Below are 18,160 nucleotides of genomic sequence, written 5' to 3'. Positions count from 1 at the left end.
CCGCCATGACGCGGTACGAGAGCCTGCTCGACGCGTGCGGCGGTACTCCGCTGGTGGGGCTGCCCCGCCTGTCGCCGACGGTGCCCGACGGGGCACCGCCGGTGCGGCTCTGGGCGAAGCTGGAGGACCGGAACCCGACCGGCAGCGTCAAGGACCGGCCGGCGATGTTCATGGTCCGCGAGGCCGAGCGGGCCGGCCGGCTCCGGCCCGGTGACACCATCCTCGAACCGACCAGTGGGAACACCGGCATCTCGCTGGCCATGGTGGCGAAGCTGCGCGGTTACCGGCTGGTCTGCGTGATGCCGGAGAACGTCTCGGCGGAGCGGATCCAACTGCTCCGGATGTACGGTGCCGAGATCATCTTCTCGCCGGCCGCCGGCGGCTCCAACCAGGCGGTGGCGACCGCCAAGCAGATCGCCGCCGAGCACCCGGACTGGGTGATGCTCTACCAGTACGGCAACGCCGGCAACGCGCAGGCGCACTACGAGACCACCGGTCCGGAGCTGCTGCACGACCTGCCCACCATCACGCACTTCGTGGCCGGGCTGGGCACCACCGGGACCCTGATGGGGACCGGGCGCTACCTGCGGGAGAAGGTCGACGAGATCGAGATCGTCGCCGCCGAGCCCCGGTACGGCGAACTGGTCTACGGGCTGCGCAACATCGACGAGGGCTACGTCCCGGAGCTCTACGACCCCAGCGTGCTGACCCGGCGCTTCTCGGTCGGTACCCGGGACGCGGTGCTGCGTACCCGGCAGCTCGTCGAGGTGGAGGGAATCTTCGCCGGCTTCTCCACCGGAGCGATCCTGCACGCCGCGCTCGCCGTGGCGCACGAGGCGGTCAAGGCCGGCCGCCGCGCAGACGTCGCGTTCGTGGTCGCCGACGGCGGCTGGAAATACCTGTCGACGGGTGCCTACGGCGGCACTCTGGCCGACGCCGAGGAAGCCCTGGACGGCCAGCTCTGGGCCTGACCGGCAGTCCCGTCCGGCCGGGCACGGGCACCGACCCGACCCGGCCGGCGGGATCCCGGCCCGCTGGCGTACCCCGATGGTCGGCGCGGGCTGCCGGCGACCGTCTCCACCGCTGGTGCTCCGCTGATCGGCGGTCACCGAGGGTGGTTCCGGGGCGGCGGGAACGGGATACCGACATGCCCACCTAAGGTGACGGAACGTAACGGTCGGGCCGTTTGCGGCGTCTAACCCGTACCGGGCCGGGTCGCCCAGACCGGTTGTCACGTTGGCGACAACTGCACCCAGATCTTTCTTGCGCCCAGGTGTCGCGGCGTAGGCTGCGCACCGTGACAGACCTTCCGGCATTGATCGTTCACGCGTTGGTCGGCGGGCTGTCCGTGACCATCAGTAATGGCGGGGCGACCTGATGCGATTGACCATTCTCGGCTGCGCGGGGAGTTTCCCGGGCCCCGAAGCGGCCTGTTCGGCCTATCTGGTCGAGGCCGACGGCTTCCGGTTGCTGCTCGACTTCGGCTCGGGCTCGCTCTCCGCGCTGCAACGCTATGCCGGGCTGAAGGCGGTCGACGCGATCCTGCTGACCCACCTGCACGGGGACCACATCCTCGACGCGGTCCCGTACATCGTGGTGCGACGGTACGCACCGGACGGCCCCTATCCGGCGCTGCCGGTCTACGCCCCGAGCGGCGCGCCGGACCGGCTCGCCAACGCGTACAGCCTGGACGAGGGGCTGCTCGACGACGTCTACACCTTCTACGGCCTGCAACCCGGTACGTTCCCGATCGGCCCGTTCGCGGTGACCGTCGACCGGGTCAACCATCCGGTGGAGACCTACGGGGTGCGGCTGGAGCACGGTGGCCGATCCCTCTGCTACTCCTCGGACACCGCGCCCTGCGAGTCCCTGCTCCGGCTGGCCCACCGCGCCGACCTGTTCCTCTGCGAGGCGAGTTACCTGGACGGGGTGGAGAACCCGCCCGACCTGCACCTGACCGGGCGGGAGGCGGGCGAGATCGCCGCCAAGGCGGAGGTGGGCAAGCTGCTGCTCACCCATCTGGTCGCCGCCTGGGGAAGCGAGGCGGTGACCCACGAGGCGGCGCTGGGCGCCTTCGCCGGCCCGGTCGAGGTCGTCCGCCCCGGCGCCCGTTACGACCTCTAGCCTCGGGCCGCACCGCCCCCCGGACGGCGCGCCGGACGCCTAGCATTCCTCGGATGGTCCACCCTCCCTCCGGTCAACCCCCGTCCGGTTTCCCAGGGCAGCCGACCCCGCCCGGCGGATTTCCACCGGTCCCGCCCGCCGGCCCCTACCCGCCGCCCCCCGCCGGCCCGCCTCCCGCTGCCTACCCGGCCGCTCCCGGTCCCTATCCGGCGGGACCGCCCGGCTATCCCGGCCCGGCCTGGCCCGGTCATCCCGGCGCGGCGCCGCCGAAGAAGCGCCGGGGTTTCCTCGTCGCGGTGGTCCTGCTCTCCCTGGTGGCGCTGCTCTGCTGCGGCGGTGCCCTCTACGGGGGCTGGTGGCAGCCGCGCCAGGAGTTGGCCGGGCACAAGCGCCTGCTCGAGGAGATCGGCGGCCCGAGGGGCTTTCAGGACACCCGGATCCGGGAGCACGCCGGCACCACCAACGCCTTCACCGAGTACTACCTCATCTGTAGGGACTCGGTCTGTCCGCTCGACCCGGCGGGCGCGATCTACGAGTGGCTGCACGACAACGACGCCCCGGCCGACCGGAACCACGTCAAATCATGCCTGGGTTGGGCGGCCGCGCCCGACCCCGAGCTGTGCCGCTTCACCTGGCGGGGCAACGGCTGGCGCGTCGACGTGGACGCGTTCTGGAAGGGTGCCGACGGGCAGGACGCCGGTGACCGGGAATGGCTGCTCCGCACCACGGCCTCGGCCGACTGAGCCGGCGGGTACGCCCCGGCGGGCCGCAACGCGGACGCCCGGGGCACCCTCGGGCGGGGCGATCGGGCGAGCACATAGGCTGCGGGGATGGCGCGACCTGACGGGCGGCGGCCCGACCAACTTCGACCGGTGAGCCTGACCCGACGCTGGAGCATCCATCCGGAGGGATCCGTCCTCGTCGAGTTCGGTGACACCCGGGTGCTCTGCACGGCGAGTGTCACCGAGGGGGTGCCACGCTGGCGCAAGGGTTCCGGCCTGGGCTGGGTCACCGCCGAATACTCGATGCTGCCCCGCTCCACCACCACCCGCTCGGACCGGGAGAGCGTCCGAGGCAAGATCGGCGGCCGTACCCACGAGATCTCCCGACTGGTCGGCCGGAGCCTGCGGGCCTGCATCGACCTGAAGGCGCTCGGCGAGAACTCGATCGTGCTGGACTGTGACGTCTTGCAGGCCGACGGCGGCACCCGGACCGCCGCGATCACCGGCGCGTACGTCGCGCTGCACGACGCGGTGAACTGGCTGGCCGAGCGGAAGGCGTTGGCCGGCAAGCCGGCGAAGGTGATGCACCGGTCGGTGGCGGCGGTCAGCGTCGGTGTGGTGGAGGGGGAGCCGAGGCTGGACCTGAACTACCTTGAGGACGTGGCGGCCGAGGTGGACATGAACGTGGTATGCACCGGCACCGGGGACTTCGTCGAGGTGCAGGGGACCGGTGAGGCCGGCGTCTTCGCCCGCGAGCAGCTCGACGCGCTGCTCGACCTGGGGGTGCTCGGCTGTGCCGAGTTGACCGACGCCCAGCGGAAGGCGCTGGCCGAATGACCCGGGTGCTGCTGGCGACCCGCAACGCCAAGAAGCTGACCGAACTCCAGCGGATCCTCGACCACGCCCTCGGTTCGCAGCGGGTCCAGCTCGTCGGGCTGGCCGACGTGGCGCAGTACCAGGAGGTCCCGGAGACCGGGTTGACGTTCGGGGAGAACGCGCTGCTCAAGGCGCGTGAGGGCGTCAAGTGGAGCAACCTGCCGACGATCGCCGACGACTCCGGGCTGGCGGTGGACGCCCTGAACGGCATGCCGGGCGTCTTCAGCGCCCGCTGGTCCGGCCGGCACGGCGACGACCGGGCCAACCTGGAACTGGTACTCGCGCAGGTCGCGGACGTACCGGACGAGCACCGCGGTGCCGCCTTCGTCTGCGCGGCGGCCCTGGTGCTGCCGGGCGGCAAGGAGCACCTGGTCGACGGCAGGCAGACCGGCCGGCTGCTGCGCGCGCCCCGGGGCGAGGGCGGGTTCGGCTACGACCCGATCTTCCTCGCCGACGGCCAGGACCGGACGAACGCCGAACTCTCCCCGGCGGAGAAGGACGCGATCAGCCACCGGGGCAAGGCGTTGCGGGCGTTGGCGAAGGTGGTCGCCAAGGTGCTGCCGGCGGAACCGAACCGCCCGTAGCGGGGGATCCCGTCCCGACGGCGCGGGTCCGGGCCGGTCAGAGCCGGAGTTCCCGGCCCGGCCAGCGGGAGCGCAGCCACCGGTCGTGGCTGGCCACCACGATCGCGCCCGGACCACCACCCATCGCCTCCTCCAGTTCGTCGGCGAGCCGGGGCGAGAGGTGGTTGGTCGGCTCGTCGAGCAGCAGCAACTCGGGCGGGTCGGCCACCAGCAACGCCAGCGCGAGCCGGCGGCGCTGGCCGACCGAGAGTTCCCCGACCGGCCGCGCCAGGTCGCGCGGGGCGAGCAGGCCGAGCGAACGCAGCGGTACGGCCTCGGCCCGCCGGGGTCCGAGCAGCTGCTGGTAGGTGTCCCGGACGGTACGGTCCGGCCGGTCGAAGACCGTGTCCTGGGTCAGCAGTCCCACGGTCAGCCCGCTGCGCCGGTTCACCTCGCCCTCGGCCTCCAGCCGGCCGGCCAGCACCGCGAGCAGGGTGGACTTGCCGGCACCGTTCGGCCCGGTGACCAGCAGCCGGTCGCTGGCCTGCACGTCGAGGCGGTCGAGGGCGAGCCGGCCGGGCACCCGGACGTCCCGCAGCGACAGCAGGATCCCGTCCGGGGACTTGCTGGCCAGCCCGGTGGCCCGGAACCGCAGCGGTTCCGGCGGCTTGCGGACCTGGTCGCGTTCCAGTTCGTCCAGGCGACGGGTGGCGTTGCGTACCCGTCGGGAGATCTGCTGCTGCACCCGCCCGGTGGTGTGGCCGTAGCCCATCTTCTCGCTGTCCCGCTTCGCCCGGCCGGGTGCGACCTGGTGTGCGGTCACCGAGACCGAGTGCCGCAGTTCGGCGAGTTCCTCCTGCTCCTCCTCGAAGCGCCGCTGCCAGCGTTCCCGCTCGGCCCGCTTCTCCGCCTGGTAGGCGGTGTAGTTGCCGCCGTACCGGGTCGGGCCCTCGACGGCCGGGTCGAGGTCGATCAGGTCGGTGCAGACCGCGTCCAGGAACGCCCGGTCGTGACTGGCCAGCACCACGACTCCGGGCAGCTCGCGGAGCTGCTCCTCCAGGAAGGTGGCGGCGGTGTCGTCGAGGTGGTTGGTGGGCTCGTCGAGCAGCAGCGCGGCGGGGCGCCGGACCAGCAGCGCCGCCAGGGCGAGCCGGCCGCGCTGCCCGCCGGAGAGCGAGGCGAGGGTGCGGTCGTGCGGCAGCTCGCCGAGGCCGAGCCCGGCGAGAACGATCCCGGCGCGCCGGTCGGCGTCCCAGGCCGCGTGCTGCTCGGCGCGGTCGAGCCGTTCCCCGTACTCGGTGAGCAGCTCCGGATAGCCGGGAGCGTCCTCCGCGGTGTCCGCCAGTGCCTGGCTGAGCCGGTCGAGTTCGGCGAGGTCCTCGCGGGCCTCCCGCAGGGCGTCGTCGAGTACGTCGGTGATCGTCGACGTCGGCTCGAACGGCATCTCCTGGTGCAGGAAGCCGAGGTCGGGCGGGCGGACGACGCTGCCGCCGTCCGGCTCGTCCGCCCCGGCGAGCAGCCGGAGCAGGGTCGACTTGCCGGCACCGTTCTCACCGATCAAACCGATCCGGTGCCCGGGTGCGGCGGTGAGGGAGACACCGTCGAGCACCCGTCGGCTACCGAGGGTACGGACGAGGTCGTTGGCGAGCAGGGCTGACTGGGACATCGCGACACCACCGAGAAGGATCGAGCCTTTCGCCCGCCGGGCGGTGCCTCGGGCGCGGGCGCGGGAAGGTGTCAGCGGCTCACATCACCCCGAACATATCCGCGGCCGGCCCGGCCCCGCAACGGATTTCCGGGTCTGCCGCGGCCGGCAGGGTCGCCGACGCCGCGACAGACCGGTCGGAAACGGTCGGTCGGGCAGGTCGAGGAGGTTCAGGCAGGTTGCGGACTCAGCCGTTCCAGTCGGGGTCCCGGCCGACGATTCCGAGGATCCGGTCCAGGGTCGGCGCGGTGGCCGGGACCGCCACCTCGGGGCCGTAGACCCCCATCTGCCGGCCCTGCTCGGCGGTCTTCACCACCTCGTCGTGCACGTACCCGAGCAGGTCGTCGTCCCAGCCCGGGTGCTGCCCGGTCGCCCGCGCCAGGTCCCAGGCGTGCACCGCCAGCTCGGTCACGATCATCCCGCCGACCAGCGCCGCCGGCAGCTCGGTCGGGCCGCCCATGTGGGTGGTGCCGTCCCAGGCGGCCGGCTCGGCCCAGGTGGCCGCGATCCGCTCCAGCTGTGCCGTCAGCTCGGCCGCCCAGTCGCCCGTGGTCAGGTCCAGCTCCGTCTCGCTGCCGGCCGGCGGCGGTACGGTCTCCTTCCGCCCGGCGCCCTCCAGCGACGGACCCCAGAAGAGGAGGTGGTTGACCAGCCTCCGGACGTCGTACTCGGCGCACGGGGTGGCGTTGTCGAGCTGGTCGGGCTTGACGAGGCGGATGATCTCGGTCAGCGGTGCGGCCGCCCGGGCCACGAATGGTGCGTCAGGCATGCCGGCAAGCAAACCACGAGGTCCGGCGGTCGTCTTGAACGAACGCGACATAGCCTGGCGGACGTGGCGAGGGACGTACGCGAACTCGGCGGGGCGTGGGCGAGACACCAGCGGCACGCCTTCGCGACCCCCTCGGCCGACCTCGCCCGGTACGTCGAGCGCTACTGGATCGTCTCCTGGGACTACGCCGAGCCGTACCGGCAGTTGATCGTGCCGTACCCGAACGTGCACCTGACGTTCCGCGACGGCCGGGGGATCGTGACCGGGGTCAGCAGCGCACACCAGGTCAGGGTGCTGGCCGGCGTCGACCGGGTCTTCGGGGTGGCGTTCCGGCCGGGCTGCTTCCGGCCCTTCCTGGGCGCGCCGGTCTCGACGATCACGGACCGGTCGATCGAGGCCGGAGAGGTCTTTCCGGGTGACCTGCCCGATCCGCTCGACGTGTCGACGGTGGAGGAGTACCTGCGCCGCCGGCCGCCCGAGCCCGACCCCCGGGCGGAGGAGGTGGCGGAGATCGTCGCGCGGATCACCGCCGATCCGGGGATCGACCGGGTGGACGTACTCGCCGACGACCTCGGGATGAGCGTGCGCGGGTTGCAGCGGCTCTTCGCCGAGTACGTCGGCGTCGGGCCGAAGTGGGTGATCCGGCGCTACCGGCTGCGCGAGGTGACCGAGCGGCTCGGCCGGGGTGAGCCGGTCGACTGGGCCGCGCTCGCCGCCGAACTCGGGTACGCCGACCAGCCGCACTTCGCCCGCGACTTCCGGAAGATGTTCGGCGAGCCGCCGACCCGCTACGCGGAGCGGTACTAGCCGGCGCGAGCCGACCGGCACGCTGCCGACCGGCCGGGCCGGCCCGGGTACGCCCCGGACCTGCCCGACCGGTGTCGGCCTGGCCTCAGCGTCAGGACGGCATCCAGCGCTGGGCGTTGGAGCCGTTGCAGTCGTGGATCTGCAACGCCGTCCCGTTGGTGGTGTTGGATCCCGGTACGTCGAGGCACCGCCCCGAGACCGGGTTGACCAGGCTGAAGTTGGGTCCGATCCGCCATTCCTGGTTGGTGGCCGCCCCCGCCTGGCAGGCGTAGAGGTGCACGGGCGAGTTGTTGGCGGTGGCATAGCTGGCGACGTCGAGGCAGTACGTCCCGCCGATCCGGACCCGGCCGTCGCCGAGGATCGCCCAGATCTGCGACGAGCCGCTGTTGCAGTCGTAGATCTGCACCTTGTTGGTGTTCGCCAGGACGCCCCGGTCGTTGTCCAGGCACTTGCCGGCGAACGCCGACCGGATCAGGCCGACCCCACTCTCGTCGAGCCGCCAGTCCTGGTTCTGTCCGCCGTGGCAGTCGTGGATGTACATCTGCGCGCCGTTGCCGACCGGCGTCGGCGCGTCCAGGCAGCGGCCGGAGGAGGGGTTCACCAGCGACCCGTTCGCGCCGGGCTGCCAGCGCTGTCCGCTGGTGCCGGCACAGGTGTAGAGCTGCACCAGGGTCTTGTTCGCGGTGCCGTTGCCGGTCACGTCCAGGCACTTGCCGGCGATCCGGATGCTGCCGTCGTCGACGACCTGCCAGATCTGCGCCGGGGGTCCGGCGTTGCACGCGTACGCCCAGATGATGTTGCGGTCGGCCGTGCCGCCGTTCTTGTTGTCCAGGCAGAAGCTGCCGGCGACCGCCGAGCGGAGCAGGCCCTTGCCGCCGGTCGGGTTGGCCACCGCCGCGGCCAGGGTGTTGCTGCCGGTGTTCAGCCGGCCGTCGATGGAGCTGTTGCCCCGGTTGGTCCAGAGGTCCGGCCGGCCGTCACGGTTGACGTCGGTGCCGTCGATCGCCGGGGTGGACGCCGAGTCGAAGCCGCTGGTGGCGTAGACGGTGACCGGGCCGCCGGTGACCCCGGCCGGGGTGCCGGTGGCGGTGTTCCCGGTGAGCAGCTCCAGCCGGCCGGTGCCGTTGGTCCGGGCGAAGAGCGCCGGGTCGGCCCCGGCGGCGGCGGCGGTGATGGTCCGGCCGGTCCAGCCGGTGCTGAGCAGGATCGGCGCGTCGTACGCCCCGGGCGGGAAGCCCGGTGGGTAGAGGTAGAGGACGTCCCCGACGATCACGTACAGGTCCGGCAGCGGCGAGCCGGTGATGCTGGGCCAGGGCGAGGCGACGATCTGGTCGACGGTCTGGTTGCCGGCCTCGCCGTCGATCCGGGGGAGCTGGATCCGGATCCGGTCGACCGGGTCGAAGGAGCTGCCGTCTCCGTTGCCGGGCAACACGTGCACGTTGCCGTCGGCGTCACTGCGCGGCAGCCGTACCAGCAGGTCCTGTGCGCCGTCGCCGTTGAGGTCCAGCGGGCTGGCCTTGGCGCCGGTCCAGTCGGTGAGCGCGCCGGTGCTGCCGGCGCCGCCGGGGCCGTCCAGGCCGACCTGGACCGCGGCGGCCAGCTTTCCGGTGCCGTCCGTGGCGGCGTACAGCCAGGCGCCGGGGCGGTAGACGGTGCCGATCGCGATGTGGTCGGGGCGGCCGTCCCCGGTGAAGTCACCCGGCGGGGCGGGCGTGCTCGGTGCGTCGGTGCTGAACCGGTAGCTGCTGACCGGGCCGGGGTTGCCCGCGCCGTTGATGGCGTAGACGTACAGGATGTTCGGGCCGAACCGGCGGGGGGTGATGGTGACGCTGGTGGGTGCGTTCGCCGGTTGGGCCGGCAGCAGGGTGCCGCCCCGGAACGGGCCGTAGGACTGTGGCACGGTCGCCGGCGGTGGGGTGTTCAGGCTGTAGACGTAGCTGATCGGCGCGTCGCTGCCGGCGGGCGGGGTCAGGGTGAAGGTGCCGGGGGTGCCGACCGGTGCTCCGGTGGTCCCGTCCGGGTACGTCGTGGAGGTCACCGTCGGCGGCGCCGGCTGCGCGCTGTTGAAGACGAACCGGCAGGTCGGCGTCGCCGGGCTGGTGTCCTTGCCGTCGTACGCCCGGACGTTCCAGGCGTACCGCTGCCCGTTGCTGAACTGGCTGGCGGGCAGGGTGACCGAGGCGACCTTGTTGTTGCTGACCGTGACCTTGGGTGACGCGACCGTGGCGCCGGTGGTCTCGTTGACGACGCTGAACTGGCCCTCGAGCTGCGTCTGGGTGCCGTCCGGGTCGGAGAGGTTGGCCGAGAAGGTCACCGAGGTGTTGCCGATCTGCCCGACCGGGTTGCTGTTGCACGGCACCGAGGGGCTGGTGGCGTACCGGTCCGGGGTGCGCGGGATCGAGTTGAACGTGATGGCGATGGTCGGGTTGTTCTGGAACTTGCGCCAGGCGTACTTGTCGCCCTCGTGGTTGTTGATCAGGCCGAGGGTGGCGGTGGGCCACTTGCCGGCGGCGGCGCTGCGGATCAGCGCGAGCACGTTGAAGTCGTGCTGCTTCGGGTTCTCGCTGCCGTCGCTGCGCCAGTTGCCGGCGAGCTTCTGGGAGTCGATCTGCTCGTACCGGGTGGGTTGCTTGTTCCAGGTGGTCGAGCTGTTGATCACACCCACCCGGAAGATCTTGAAGGTGAAGTCGTTGCTGTTGTTGGCCGACCAGACCGACTTGGTCTGTAGCGTCGCGCTGATGATGTTGGCGCCCCAGAGCGCGCTCGACATCGGGAACTGGAAGTACGACCGGCCGACGTAGTACGGCGACTCCCAGCCGTTGTAACCGGACCGGGCCCGCCCCGAGTTGTTCCAGTACGAGTTGTCCTTGCGGGCACTGTCGACGTACGTCCAGGCGTTGCGGGCCGGTGCGGTCGAGTTCGCGTTCCACGCCGGATCGAGATAGAGCGGGTAGCGCACGTCCGGATCGCCGAGCAGGGCCGGGTCCGGCGAGAGCGTGAGCGCGTCACCGGTGACCCGGGTGGTGACCGTGGCGCGTTTCGCCGCCGGGCTGGCCTCGGTGGGGGTGGAGCGCTGCGGGCTGCCGGTCGCGGCCGCCTGTTCGCCGGTCGGGAGGCTGGAGTCCCAGATCTCCGGGGTCGGGGCGCTGAACACGGTCCGGCCGTACTGGTCCTCGGCGGCCAGGCCGCCGTCCGGCATGGTGCGGACCGTGGCGTTGCGGGTGACGAGCGGGAGGGTGAGGTTCCGTACCGCCGGGTCGGCGGCGGCCGCCGCGTTCTTGATCACCAGCGCGTGCGCGAAGCCGCCCTGCTCGTTGGCGGTGACCACCAGGTCGACCCCGGGCAGCACGGCCGGGTAGGTCGCGGTCGCGCCGGAGACCGTCGGCGCCGGCAGCCGGGACGGGAACCGTAGGCCCAGCTTGCTGTCACCATTGCTGACCAGCGCGAACGGGTCGGTGCCGCCGCCGGAGAGCACCAGGTCGTACGGGGCGGCGGCCGGGCTGTAGCTGCCGTCCGGGTTGCGGCGCAGGGTCGGGTCGAGCGCCACCCAGCCACCGTCCCGCTTGACCCGGGTGGGTCGCGGGCTCACGTCCATGGTGAACGTGCCGTCCGGGTTGGCGACGGTCCGGGAGCTGGCCGTGGTCGCCGAGCTGACCTCGACCGACCGGCCGGTCAGTCTCGCCTCGGCGGCGGCGCGGTCCGAGTCGCCGAGCCGGTCGATCCGGTTCGCCGGGCGGGCCGGTGCGGGCTCCGCCCGCGCGGCGGCCGGTACGAGCGCCACCGTCCCGGAGGCGGCCAGCAGCAGAGCCAGCGCCGCTACGGTTCCTGGTCGAAGAAGTCGTCGTTTGAAGGCATGGTGAGCCATTCGATCCCCCGTTGCGTGCCGACATAAATCGATTACGGCCGTCTGTCCGAATAGGGCAACAAATGTGACAGGACGATGTGGACCCTGCGGGCCGCACAATATGACTCCGTCGCGGAAAAGTCGAGAGTTACGTATTTGGATTTGTGAGCGGTAGAGTCCGGCCACCGCATCGCAGACCACGGGGGTCGTCAGGATGACGAAAGCAGTCCAGCGCCCAGTCGATCGATTCTTGTCAACCGTCCACTATCGACACAGCAGAGCCGGACGCAGCGGGTTTCCGGCCGCCAGACGTCCGCACGGATCGCAGCGGCGGTACGTCGGCTCCGGCGTCGGCCTGGTGCTGCTGACCACGCTGGGCCTGGCGGTACTGCCCCCGGGCCCCGCCGCGGCCGCCCCGCCGGCCGAACAGCGTTGGTCCAGCGTCCGGGGCACCCCGATGCCACCGGCGCCGAAGCGGACGCCGAACTTCGGCGAGCGCTGGGTGCCGCCACAGGTCGGTTGGCCGGCAGGTGGCACCGCGACGGTCGAGCTGGATGACGCCCCCGGGACCGCCGGCCGATCCGCCGGCCCGGACGCCGCGGTGGCCGCCGGCACCTTGCCGGTACGCGTGGCGAGGGCGACCCCGGACGGCCCGTCGGCGCTGCGGCTGACCCTGGCGGACCGGGCGACCGCCCAGCGCGCCGGCATCGACGGCCTGCTGCTCCAGGCCACTCCCAGCGGGAGCGCCGGCAAGCCCGGCCAGGTGCGGGTCTGGGTCGATCCGTCGAGCATCGCCGGGGCGTACGGCGGTGACTGGGCCCGCCGGCTGCGCCTGGTCTCGTTGCCGGCGTGTGCGGCGAGCACCCCGGCCGAGCCGGCCTGCCGGGTGCGCACCCCGCTGTCCACCCACTGGGAGGACGGCCAGCTCAGCGCGGTGCTGGCGCTGCCGGCCGGTCAGCGTGCCGACCGGACCTCGCCGACCGCCTCGACCGCCGTCTTCGCGGTGGCGGCCGGAGCGGCCGGGGACACCGGCGACTACGGCGCTACCCCGCTCAAGCCGTCCGGCTCGTGGACGGCCGGCGGCAGCTCGGGCGACTTCGGCTACAGCTATCCGGTCGACCTGCCGCCGGTGCCGGGTGACCTGGCGCCGTCGGTGGAGCTGGGCTACTCGTCCCAGTCGGTCGACGGGCAGCAGGTCTCCACCAACAACCAGTCCTCGGCGATCGGCGACGGGTGGGACTATTCACCGGGGGCGGTGGAACGGACCTACCGGACATGTTCCGAGGACTCGGCGGCGCCGAAGACCAACGACTCGTGCTGGGCCGGCCCGATCGTCAGCGTCTCCTTCGGCGCCGGCTCCGGCGACCTGGTCTACGACGCGACGGTGCCGACCAAGTGGCGGCTCTCCAGCGACAACGGCGCCCGGGTCGAGCTGCTGCCCGGTGCCGACAACGGCAGCCACGGCGGCGAGCACTGGAAGATCACCACCCAGGACGGTACCCAGTACTTCTTCGGGAAGAACAAGCTCCCCGGGCACAGCGGCAACAACCCCGTCACGAACTCGACCTGGACGCAGCGGGTCTACCACCCGCGCTCCGGCGACCCGTGCTACAAGTCGACCGGCTTCGCCAACTCGCACTGCGAGATGGCCTGGAAGTGGAACCTCGACTACGTCGTCGACCCGGACAGGAACGCGATCGCGTACTACTACGGCACCGAGACCGGCTACTACGGGCCGAACAAGGGCTTCACGCCGGTCAAGTACATCCGGGGCGGATACCTCGACCACATCGACTACGGGCTGCGTGACCCGAACCCGTACACCGGCCGTGCCCCGGCCCGGGTCGACTTCAGCTACTCCGAGCGGTGCGTGGAGTCGGCGACGGTCTGCGCCCCGGCCAACATCGACAAGAACAAGAGCAAGTGGCCGGACACCCCGTACGACCTGAACTGCAAGCCCACCGGTGACTGCTACATGCACTCCGTCACCTTCTGGACCCGGCTGCGCCTCACCGGCATCGTCACCCAGGTCAACAACGGCACCGGCTACACCACAGTGGACAGCCACACGCTGACCCACACCTTCCCGGCGCCGGGCGACGGCACCACCCCGGCTCTCTGGCTCTCGTCGATCCAGCACACCGGCGGCACCGGCGCGAGCGCGGTCGCCCTGCCCCCGGTCACCTTCGAGCCGACCAAGCTGCCGAACCGGGCCGACGGACTCGACGGCGCCCCGGCGATGAACCACAACCGCATCTCGACCATCACCACCGAGACCGGCGAGGTGGTCGGGATCGGCTACCGCACCGAGTGCGCCGCACCGGTCACCCTGGCGCCGGAGAGCAACACCAAGCTCTGCTACCCGGTCTACTGGACCAAGGAGGGCGAGGAGAACCCGACCCGCGACTGGTTCCACAAGTACGTGGTCGCCGAGGTCACCGACCAGGACACCACCGGCGGCGGCACACCCGTGTACACGAGGTACGACTACCTCGACGGCGGCGCGTGGGCGTACGACGACAGCGAGGTGGTCAAGGACAAGCACCGCAGCTACGGGCAGTGGCGGGGCTTCGGCCGGGTGCAGACCCGGACCGGTGCCGGCGTCGACCAGAAGACGCTGACCGAGGAGATCTACTACCGGGGCATGGACGGCGACCGGCTGCCGAACAACGGCCGCCGCAGTGCGAAGGTGAAGCTCTCCACCGCGGTGACCGTGCCGGGAGCGGCGGTCGAGGTGCCGGACAACAGGCACCTGGCCGGTTCGGTCCGGCAGGTCGTCCGGTACGACGGTGACGGTGGCGCGGTGCACGACAGCACGGTCACCGACCACTGGGTCAGCCCGGCGACCGCGACCCGGAAGCGGTCGGTCGGCGACCTGACCGCGCAGATGGTGCGTACCGCGTCGACGAGGACCACCACGGCGATCACCTCGACCAGCCCCACCACCTGGCGGACCACCCGGGTCGACACCACCTACCACACCTCGACCGGCCTGCCGACCGTGACGTACGACCACGGGGACATCAGCCAGCCGAGCCAGGCCACCTGCGCGGTGACCACCTACGCGCCGACGAACACGACGGCGCACATCGTCGACAAGGTCGCCCAGACCGAGACGTTCGCGCTGCCCTGCGGCGGGTCCGGGATCAACGGGCAGACCGCGCCCGCCTCGGTGAGCCGTCCGGCGGACGTCATCTCCAGCACCCGGGCGTTCTTCGACACCCCGACCTACGCCACCACCTGGCCGCAGCCGGCGCCGACCGTCGGAACCGTCAACGTCGTCCAGCACTACACCGAGGGCGGCTACGTCGTCGCCGCCCGGACGAAGAACGACGACTACGGCCGGTCGGTGGAGTCGTTCGACGCGAACGGCAACAAGACCATCACCGAGTACACGATGACCAACGGCCTGACCACGGGGGTGAAGGCCACCAGGCCGATGGGGCACGTCACCCGGACCACCCTCGAACCGACCCGTGGCCTGGAGGTCGAGGAGGTCGACGAGAACGAGCGGAAGACGACCCAGCGGTACGACGCGCTGGGCCGGCTGGTCGGGGTGTGGCTGCCCGGTCGCAGCCTCAGCGAGGGCGCGAACGAGAAGTACGCGTACGCGGTCTCGAACTCGGTTCCGTCGACCGTCACCACCTCGGCGCTGAACGACGACGGGTCCTACCGGGTCGAGGTGGAGTTCTTCGACGCGATGGCCCGGCCGAGGCAGAAGCAGACCTCGACCCCGGTCGGGGGTCGGCTGGTCACCGACTCGTTCTACGACTCGCGTGGCTGGCTGCGGATGGCGAACAACGAGTACCACGACAGCGCCAGCACGCCGAACACCACCATGCTGAACATGGTCGGCAAGGACCAGCAGATCCCGAACCAGGATCTGATCAGCTACGACGGGGTGGGCCGCAAGACGCTGATCGTGTCGAGGTCGAAGGGCCAGACGAAGTGGCAGACCCGGTCGATCTACGGCGGCGACCGGATCACCACCATCCCGCCCGAGGGTGGCACCCCGACGACCGAGGTGGCGGACGGCCGTGGTCGCACCGTCGAGCGGTTGAGCTACCGGGCGGTTCCCACCGTCAGCGGCTCGGTGGTCAGCGGCGGCAACCCGGTGAGGATCAGCTACCGGTACGACCGCCGGGGCAACCAGGACCGGGTAACCGACGACGACGGCAACTCCTGGACCACGACCTTCGACCTGCGGGGCCGGGCGGTACGGAAGACGGACCCGGACTCCGGCACCAGTGAGCTGGGCTACGACGCGAACGGCAACGTCACCTCGGCGAAGAACCCGCTCGGCCGGACCGTCACCACCACCTACGACGCGCTGGACCGGCAGACCGGCGAGTACGACGGCACCAGCGCGACGGCCCCACCCATAGCGACCTGGACCTACGACTCGACCACCATCACCAACGGCATCGGCGAGGTGGCCAGCTCGACCAGCTACGACAACGGAAAGGCGTACGTCACCGCGCCGACCGGCTACAACGTCTGGGGCGAGGAGGTCGGGGTCAACGTCACCATCCCGGCCGACCCGGCCAACGGCACCCTGGCCGGCACCTACAGCTTCGGCCGGGAGTACAGCCCGACCAACGGGCTGCTGAAGAAGTCGATCTTCCCGACCGGTGGTGGCCTGCCGGCGGAGACGGTGAACCACACCTACACCGCCCTCGACCTGCCCTCGGGAGTCGGCAGCTCGCTCGGCAACTACGTCGACTCCACCAGGTACAACGCGTTCGGGCAGGTGTCGCAGAGCAAGTTCGGCTTCGGCACCACCAACACCGCCTGGACGACCTACGTCTACGACGAGCACAGCAAGCGCCTGGTCAACACGTACGTCGACCGCAACGGCACCGGCAACTCGCGGATGAACGACGTCGTCTACAAGCACAACGCGGCCGGCAAGGTCACCCGGGTCACCGACGCCCGCAACTCCGGGGCACAGCAGGAGACCCAGTGCTTCCGCTACGACCTGCTCGGCCGGCTCAGCACCGCGTGGACGGCGACCGACGCCTGCGCGGTCGACCTCTCCGGCGGCGGCAGCAACGCCACCGTCGGCGGGATCAACCCGTACTGGACGAGCTGGACGTACAACGACGTCGGTGACCGGACCGGTCAGGTCCAGCACGGGCTGGCCGGTGGCGGTGGCGACACCACCACGACGTACAGCTACCCGGCGGCCGGCGGCAGCCAGCCGCACGCCGTCCGCTCCGAGCAGACCACCGGACCGGCCGGCACCACCACCCGGACCTTCCAGTACGACGTCCTCGGCAACACCATCGGCCGGACCACTCCGGAGCGAGGCACGCAGACCCTCGACTGGAGCATCGACGGCCGGCTCGCCCAGGTCCGCACCGGGAGCACCGTCGATGCCAGCTACGTCTACGACGCCGACGGCGAACTGCTGATCCAGCGCAACCTGAAGGAGAAGAACGCCGTCCTCTACCTGCCCGGCCAGGAGCTGACGCTCAACACGGCCAACGGCACGGTCAGCGGCCGGCGCTACTACTCCGGAGCGGACGGCACCACCTGCGTCCGCAGCGGCACGACCGCCGGGGCGTACAGCTATCTGATCAACGACCGGCTGGGTACCGCCACGCTGACCCTGGACAACAACGGCACCAACCCGAGGTGGCGGGCGTTCACCCCGTACGGCGCACCGCGCGGGACGGCCCCGACCAGTTGGCCGAACAGCCGGGGCTTCCTCGGCAAGCCGACCGACTCGACGACCGGGCTGACCGTGCTCGGCGCCCGGCACTACGATCCGGCGGCGGGGCGGTTCGTCAGCGTCGACCCGCTGTTGAACACGGAGGACCCGAACCAGATCGGCGGATACACGTACGCGGGCGACGATCCGGTGAACCGGTCCGATCCCGGCGGCACCAACGCGTACGACAGCCAGACGCCGTGTGCGAAGTACAACTGCGGTCCGAAGAACATCGACAGGTCGCCGACCGCCACCAAGAACGCCACCAACAACGCCGCCAACGGTTGGAAGGCTCCGCCTCGCCCGCCGAAGCGGAGCGGTGGTGGCGGTGGCGACGACAAGGGCTCGCCGCCGAAGAAGAAGAAGTGCAACCTTCTCTGCAAGGCCAAGGGCGGCTGGGACGCAAGCGTCCGCTGGGCCAAGAAGCACCCGGACCTCGTCGGGGTCATCGCCGGTGTCGCCGTCGGCCTGACCTGCACGGCGGTGACGCTCGGAACGGCGACGCTGGCCTGCGGCGCCGCCGCGGGTGCGGTCGGCTCGGGCCTGTCCTCCTATCTCAAGGGCGACAGCCTCGGAAAGGTTCTGTTGAACACGGGTGTCGGGGCCATCATGGGCGCGGTCGGTGCGGGAGCCACCAGCCTGGTAGGCGGAATCGTGAAGGCGGGCGTCGCCAAGACGGCAGGCAAACTCGGGGCGTCACGCGTCGTCAGCGGTAGTTGGGAGAAGGCCGGCCGAGGAAAGGTCCTGCCTTCCGGGAGGGCGATGCTCAAGGAGGTCAAGCAACAGTTCACTCCGTCCGAGCTGAAGCGTGCTGTCACCATGCGGAGGGACCTGAACAAACTATCGGCGAAGCTCGCTCCGACCAGGAAGTCTCCCGGGTTCACCAGGAACGTGCTCTCGTCGGATCCGAACTCCATGGTCGTCGGTGGTGTGGTCGGTGGCTATCTGCCCGGGAACGCCGACGACTTCGGAAAGTTGGGCGAGTTCAATCCGTGGAACGGGCTGAACGGGTTCCTCGGAAACGCCCGAGGGTAGCG

10 protein-coding genes are annotated in these 18,160 nt (G+C 71.2%); 7 read left to right on the top strand and 3 right to left on the bottom strand.

What is annotated here, in order from left to right:
* The first annotated feature begins 5 nt into the window (after positions 1–5).
* The 5 genes from C6361_RS13085 (at position 6) to rdgB (ending at position 4,306) form a co-directional block, all read left to right on the top strand.
* The gene (locus C6361_RS13085) at positions 6–971 is read left to right on the top strand and encodes a PLP-dependent cysteine synthase family protein (RefSeq protein ID WP_107258184.1); all 966 of its coding nucleotides are present in this window, start codon (positions 6–8) and stop codon (positions 969–971) included.
* Positions 972–1,377: 406 nt separating this feature from the next.
* Positions 1,378–2,124: an MBL fold metallo-hydrolase gene (locus C6361_RS13080; RefSeq protein ID WP_107258185.1), complete on the top strand. Its 747-nt coding sequence runs from the start codon at positions 1,378–1,380 to the stop codon at positions 2,122–2,124.
* Between the two features lie 296 nt (positions 2,125–2,420).
* Positions 2,421–2,867: a hypothetical protein gene (locus tag C6361_RS13075; protein ID WP_107267913.1), complete on the top strand. Its 447-nt coding sequence runs from the start codon at positions 2,421–2,423 to the stop codon at positions 2,865–2,867.
* 87 nt (positions 2,868–2,954) lie between these two features.
* Complete coding sequence (gene rph, locus C6361_RS13070) at positions 2,955–3,683, top strand: ribonuclease PH (RefSeq protein ID WP_107258187.1); 729 nt, start codon at positions 2,955–2,957, stop codon at positions 3,681–3,683.
* Positions 3,680–4,306 carry an RdgB/HAM1 family non-canonical purine NTP pyrophosphatase gene (rdgB, locus tag C6361_RS13065; protein ID WP_107267912.1) on the top strand — a complete coding sequence of 209 codons (627 nt, stop codon included), beginning with the start codon at positions 3,680–3,682 and terminating at the stop codon, positions 4,304–4,306. The genes rph and rdgB overlap by 4 nt, the downstream gene beginning before the upstream one ends.
* Positions 4,307–4,343: 37 nt before the next feature.
* On the opposite strand, the gene C6361_RS13060 is transcribed toward rdgB, so the two are convergent.
* Positions 4,344–5,951 carry an ABC-F family ATP-binding cassette domain-containing protein gene (locus tag C6361_RS13060; protein ID WP_107258189.1) on the bottom strand — a complete coding sequence of 536 codons (1,608 nt, stop codon included), beginning with the start codon at positions 5,949–5,951 and terminating at the stop codon, positions 4,344–4,346.
* Positions 5,952–6,177: 226 nt separating this feature from the next.
* Positions 6,178–6,759, bottom strand: coding sequence for a TIGR03086 family metal-binding protein (locus tag C6361_RS13055; protein ID WP_107267911.1), 582 nt, complete (start codon positions 6,757–6,759; stop codon positions 6,178–6,180).
* A 63-nt stretch (positions 6,760–6,822) separates the two neighbouring features.
* Between C6361_RS13055 and C6361_RS13050 the strand changes: the two genes are divergently transcribed.
* Positions 6,823–7,566 carry a helix-turn-helix domain-containing protein gene (locus tag C6361_RS13050; RefSeq protein ID WP_107267910.1) on the top strand — a complete coding sequence of 248 codons (744 nt, stop codon included), beginning with the start codon at positions 6,823–6,825 and terminating at the stop codon, positions 7,564–7,566.
* Between the two features lie 91 nt (positions 7,567–7,657).
* Here C6361_RS13050 and C6361_RS13045 read toward each other — a convergent pair whose 3' ends face one another.
* Complete coding sequence (locus C6361_RS13045; RefSeq protein ID WP_159079308.1) at positions 7,658–11,431, bottom strand: ricin-type beta-trefoil lectin domain protein; 3,774 nt, start codon at positions 11,429–11,431, stop codon at positions 7,658–7,660.
* Positions 11,432–11,768: 337 nt separating this feature from the next.
* Between C6361_RS13045 and C6361_RS13040 the strand changes: the two genes are divergently transcribed.
* Positions 11,769–18,158 carry an RHS repeat-associated core domain-containing protein gene (locus C6361_RS13040; RefSeq protein WP_107267908.1) on the top strand — a complete coding sequence of 2,130 codons (6,390 nt, stop codon included), beginning with the start codon at positions 11,769–11,771 and terminating at the stop codon, positions 18,156–18,158.
* Positions 18,159–18,160: the final 2 nt, after the last annotated feature.

It is taken from the genome of Plantactinospora sp. BC1 (assembly GCF_003030345.1).
Taxonomy (GTDB): domain Bacteria; phylum Actinomycetota; class Actinomycetes; order Mycobacteriales; family Micromonosporaceae; genus Plantactinospora.
Note: the sequence above shows the minus strand (reverse complement) of the source record. Positions and strands in the feature narration are given on the sequence as shown.

Bases quoted from the DNA above. Each gene is read 5' to 3' on its own strand.
- C6361_RS13055 (WP_107267911.1), bottom strand. From the start codon at position 6,759: ATGCCTGACGCACCATTCGTGGCCCGGGCGGCCGCACCGCTGACCGAG.
- C6361_RS13060 (WP_107258189.1), bottom strand. From the start codon at position 5,951: ATGTCCCAGTCAGCCCTGCTCGCCAACGACCTCGTCCGTACCCTCGGT.
- rph (WP_107258187.1), top strand. From the start codon at position 2,955: ATGGCGCGACCTGACGGGCGGCGGCCCGACCAACTTCGACCGGTGAGC.
- C6361_RS13045 (WP_159079308.1), bottom strand. From the start codon at position 11,431: ATGGCTCACCATGCCTTCAAACGACGACTTCTTCGACCAGGAACCGTA.
- C6361_RS13085 (WP_107258184.1), top strand. From the start codon at position 6: ATGACGCGGTACGAGAGCCTGCTCGACGCGTGCGGCGGTACTCCGCTG.
- rdgB (WP_107267912.1), top strand. From the start codon at position 3,680: ATGACCCGGGTGCTGCTGGCGACCCGCAACGCCAAGAAGCTGACCGAA.
- C6361_RS13080 (WP_107258185.1), top strand. From the start codon at position 1,378: ATGCGATTGACCATTCTCGGCTGCGCGGGGAGTTTCCCGGGCCCCGAA.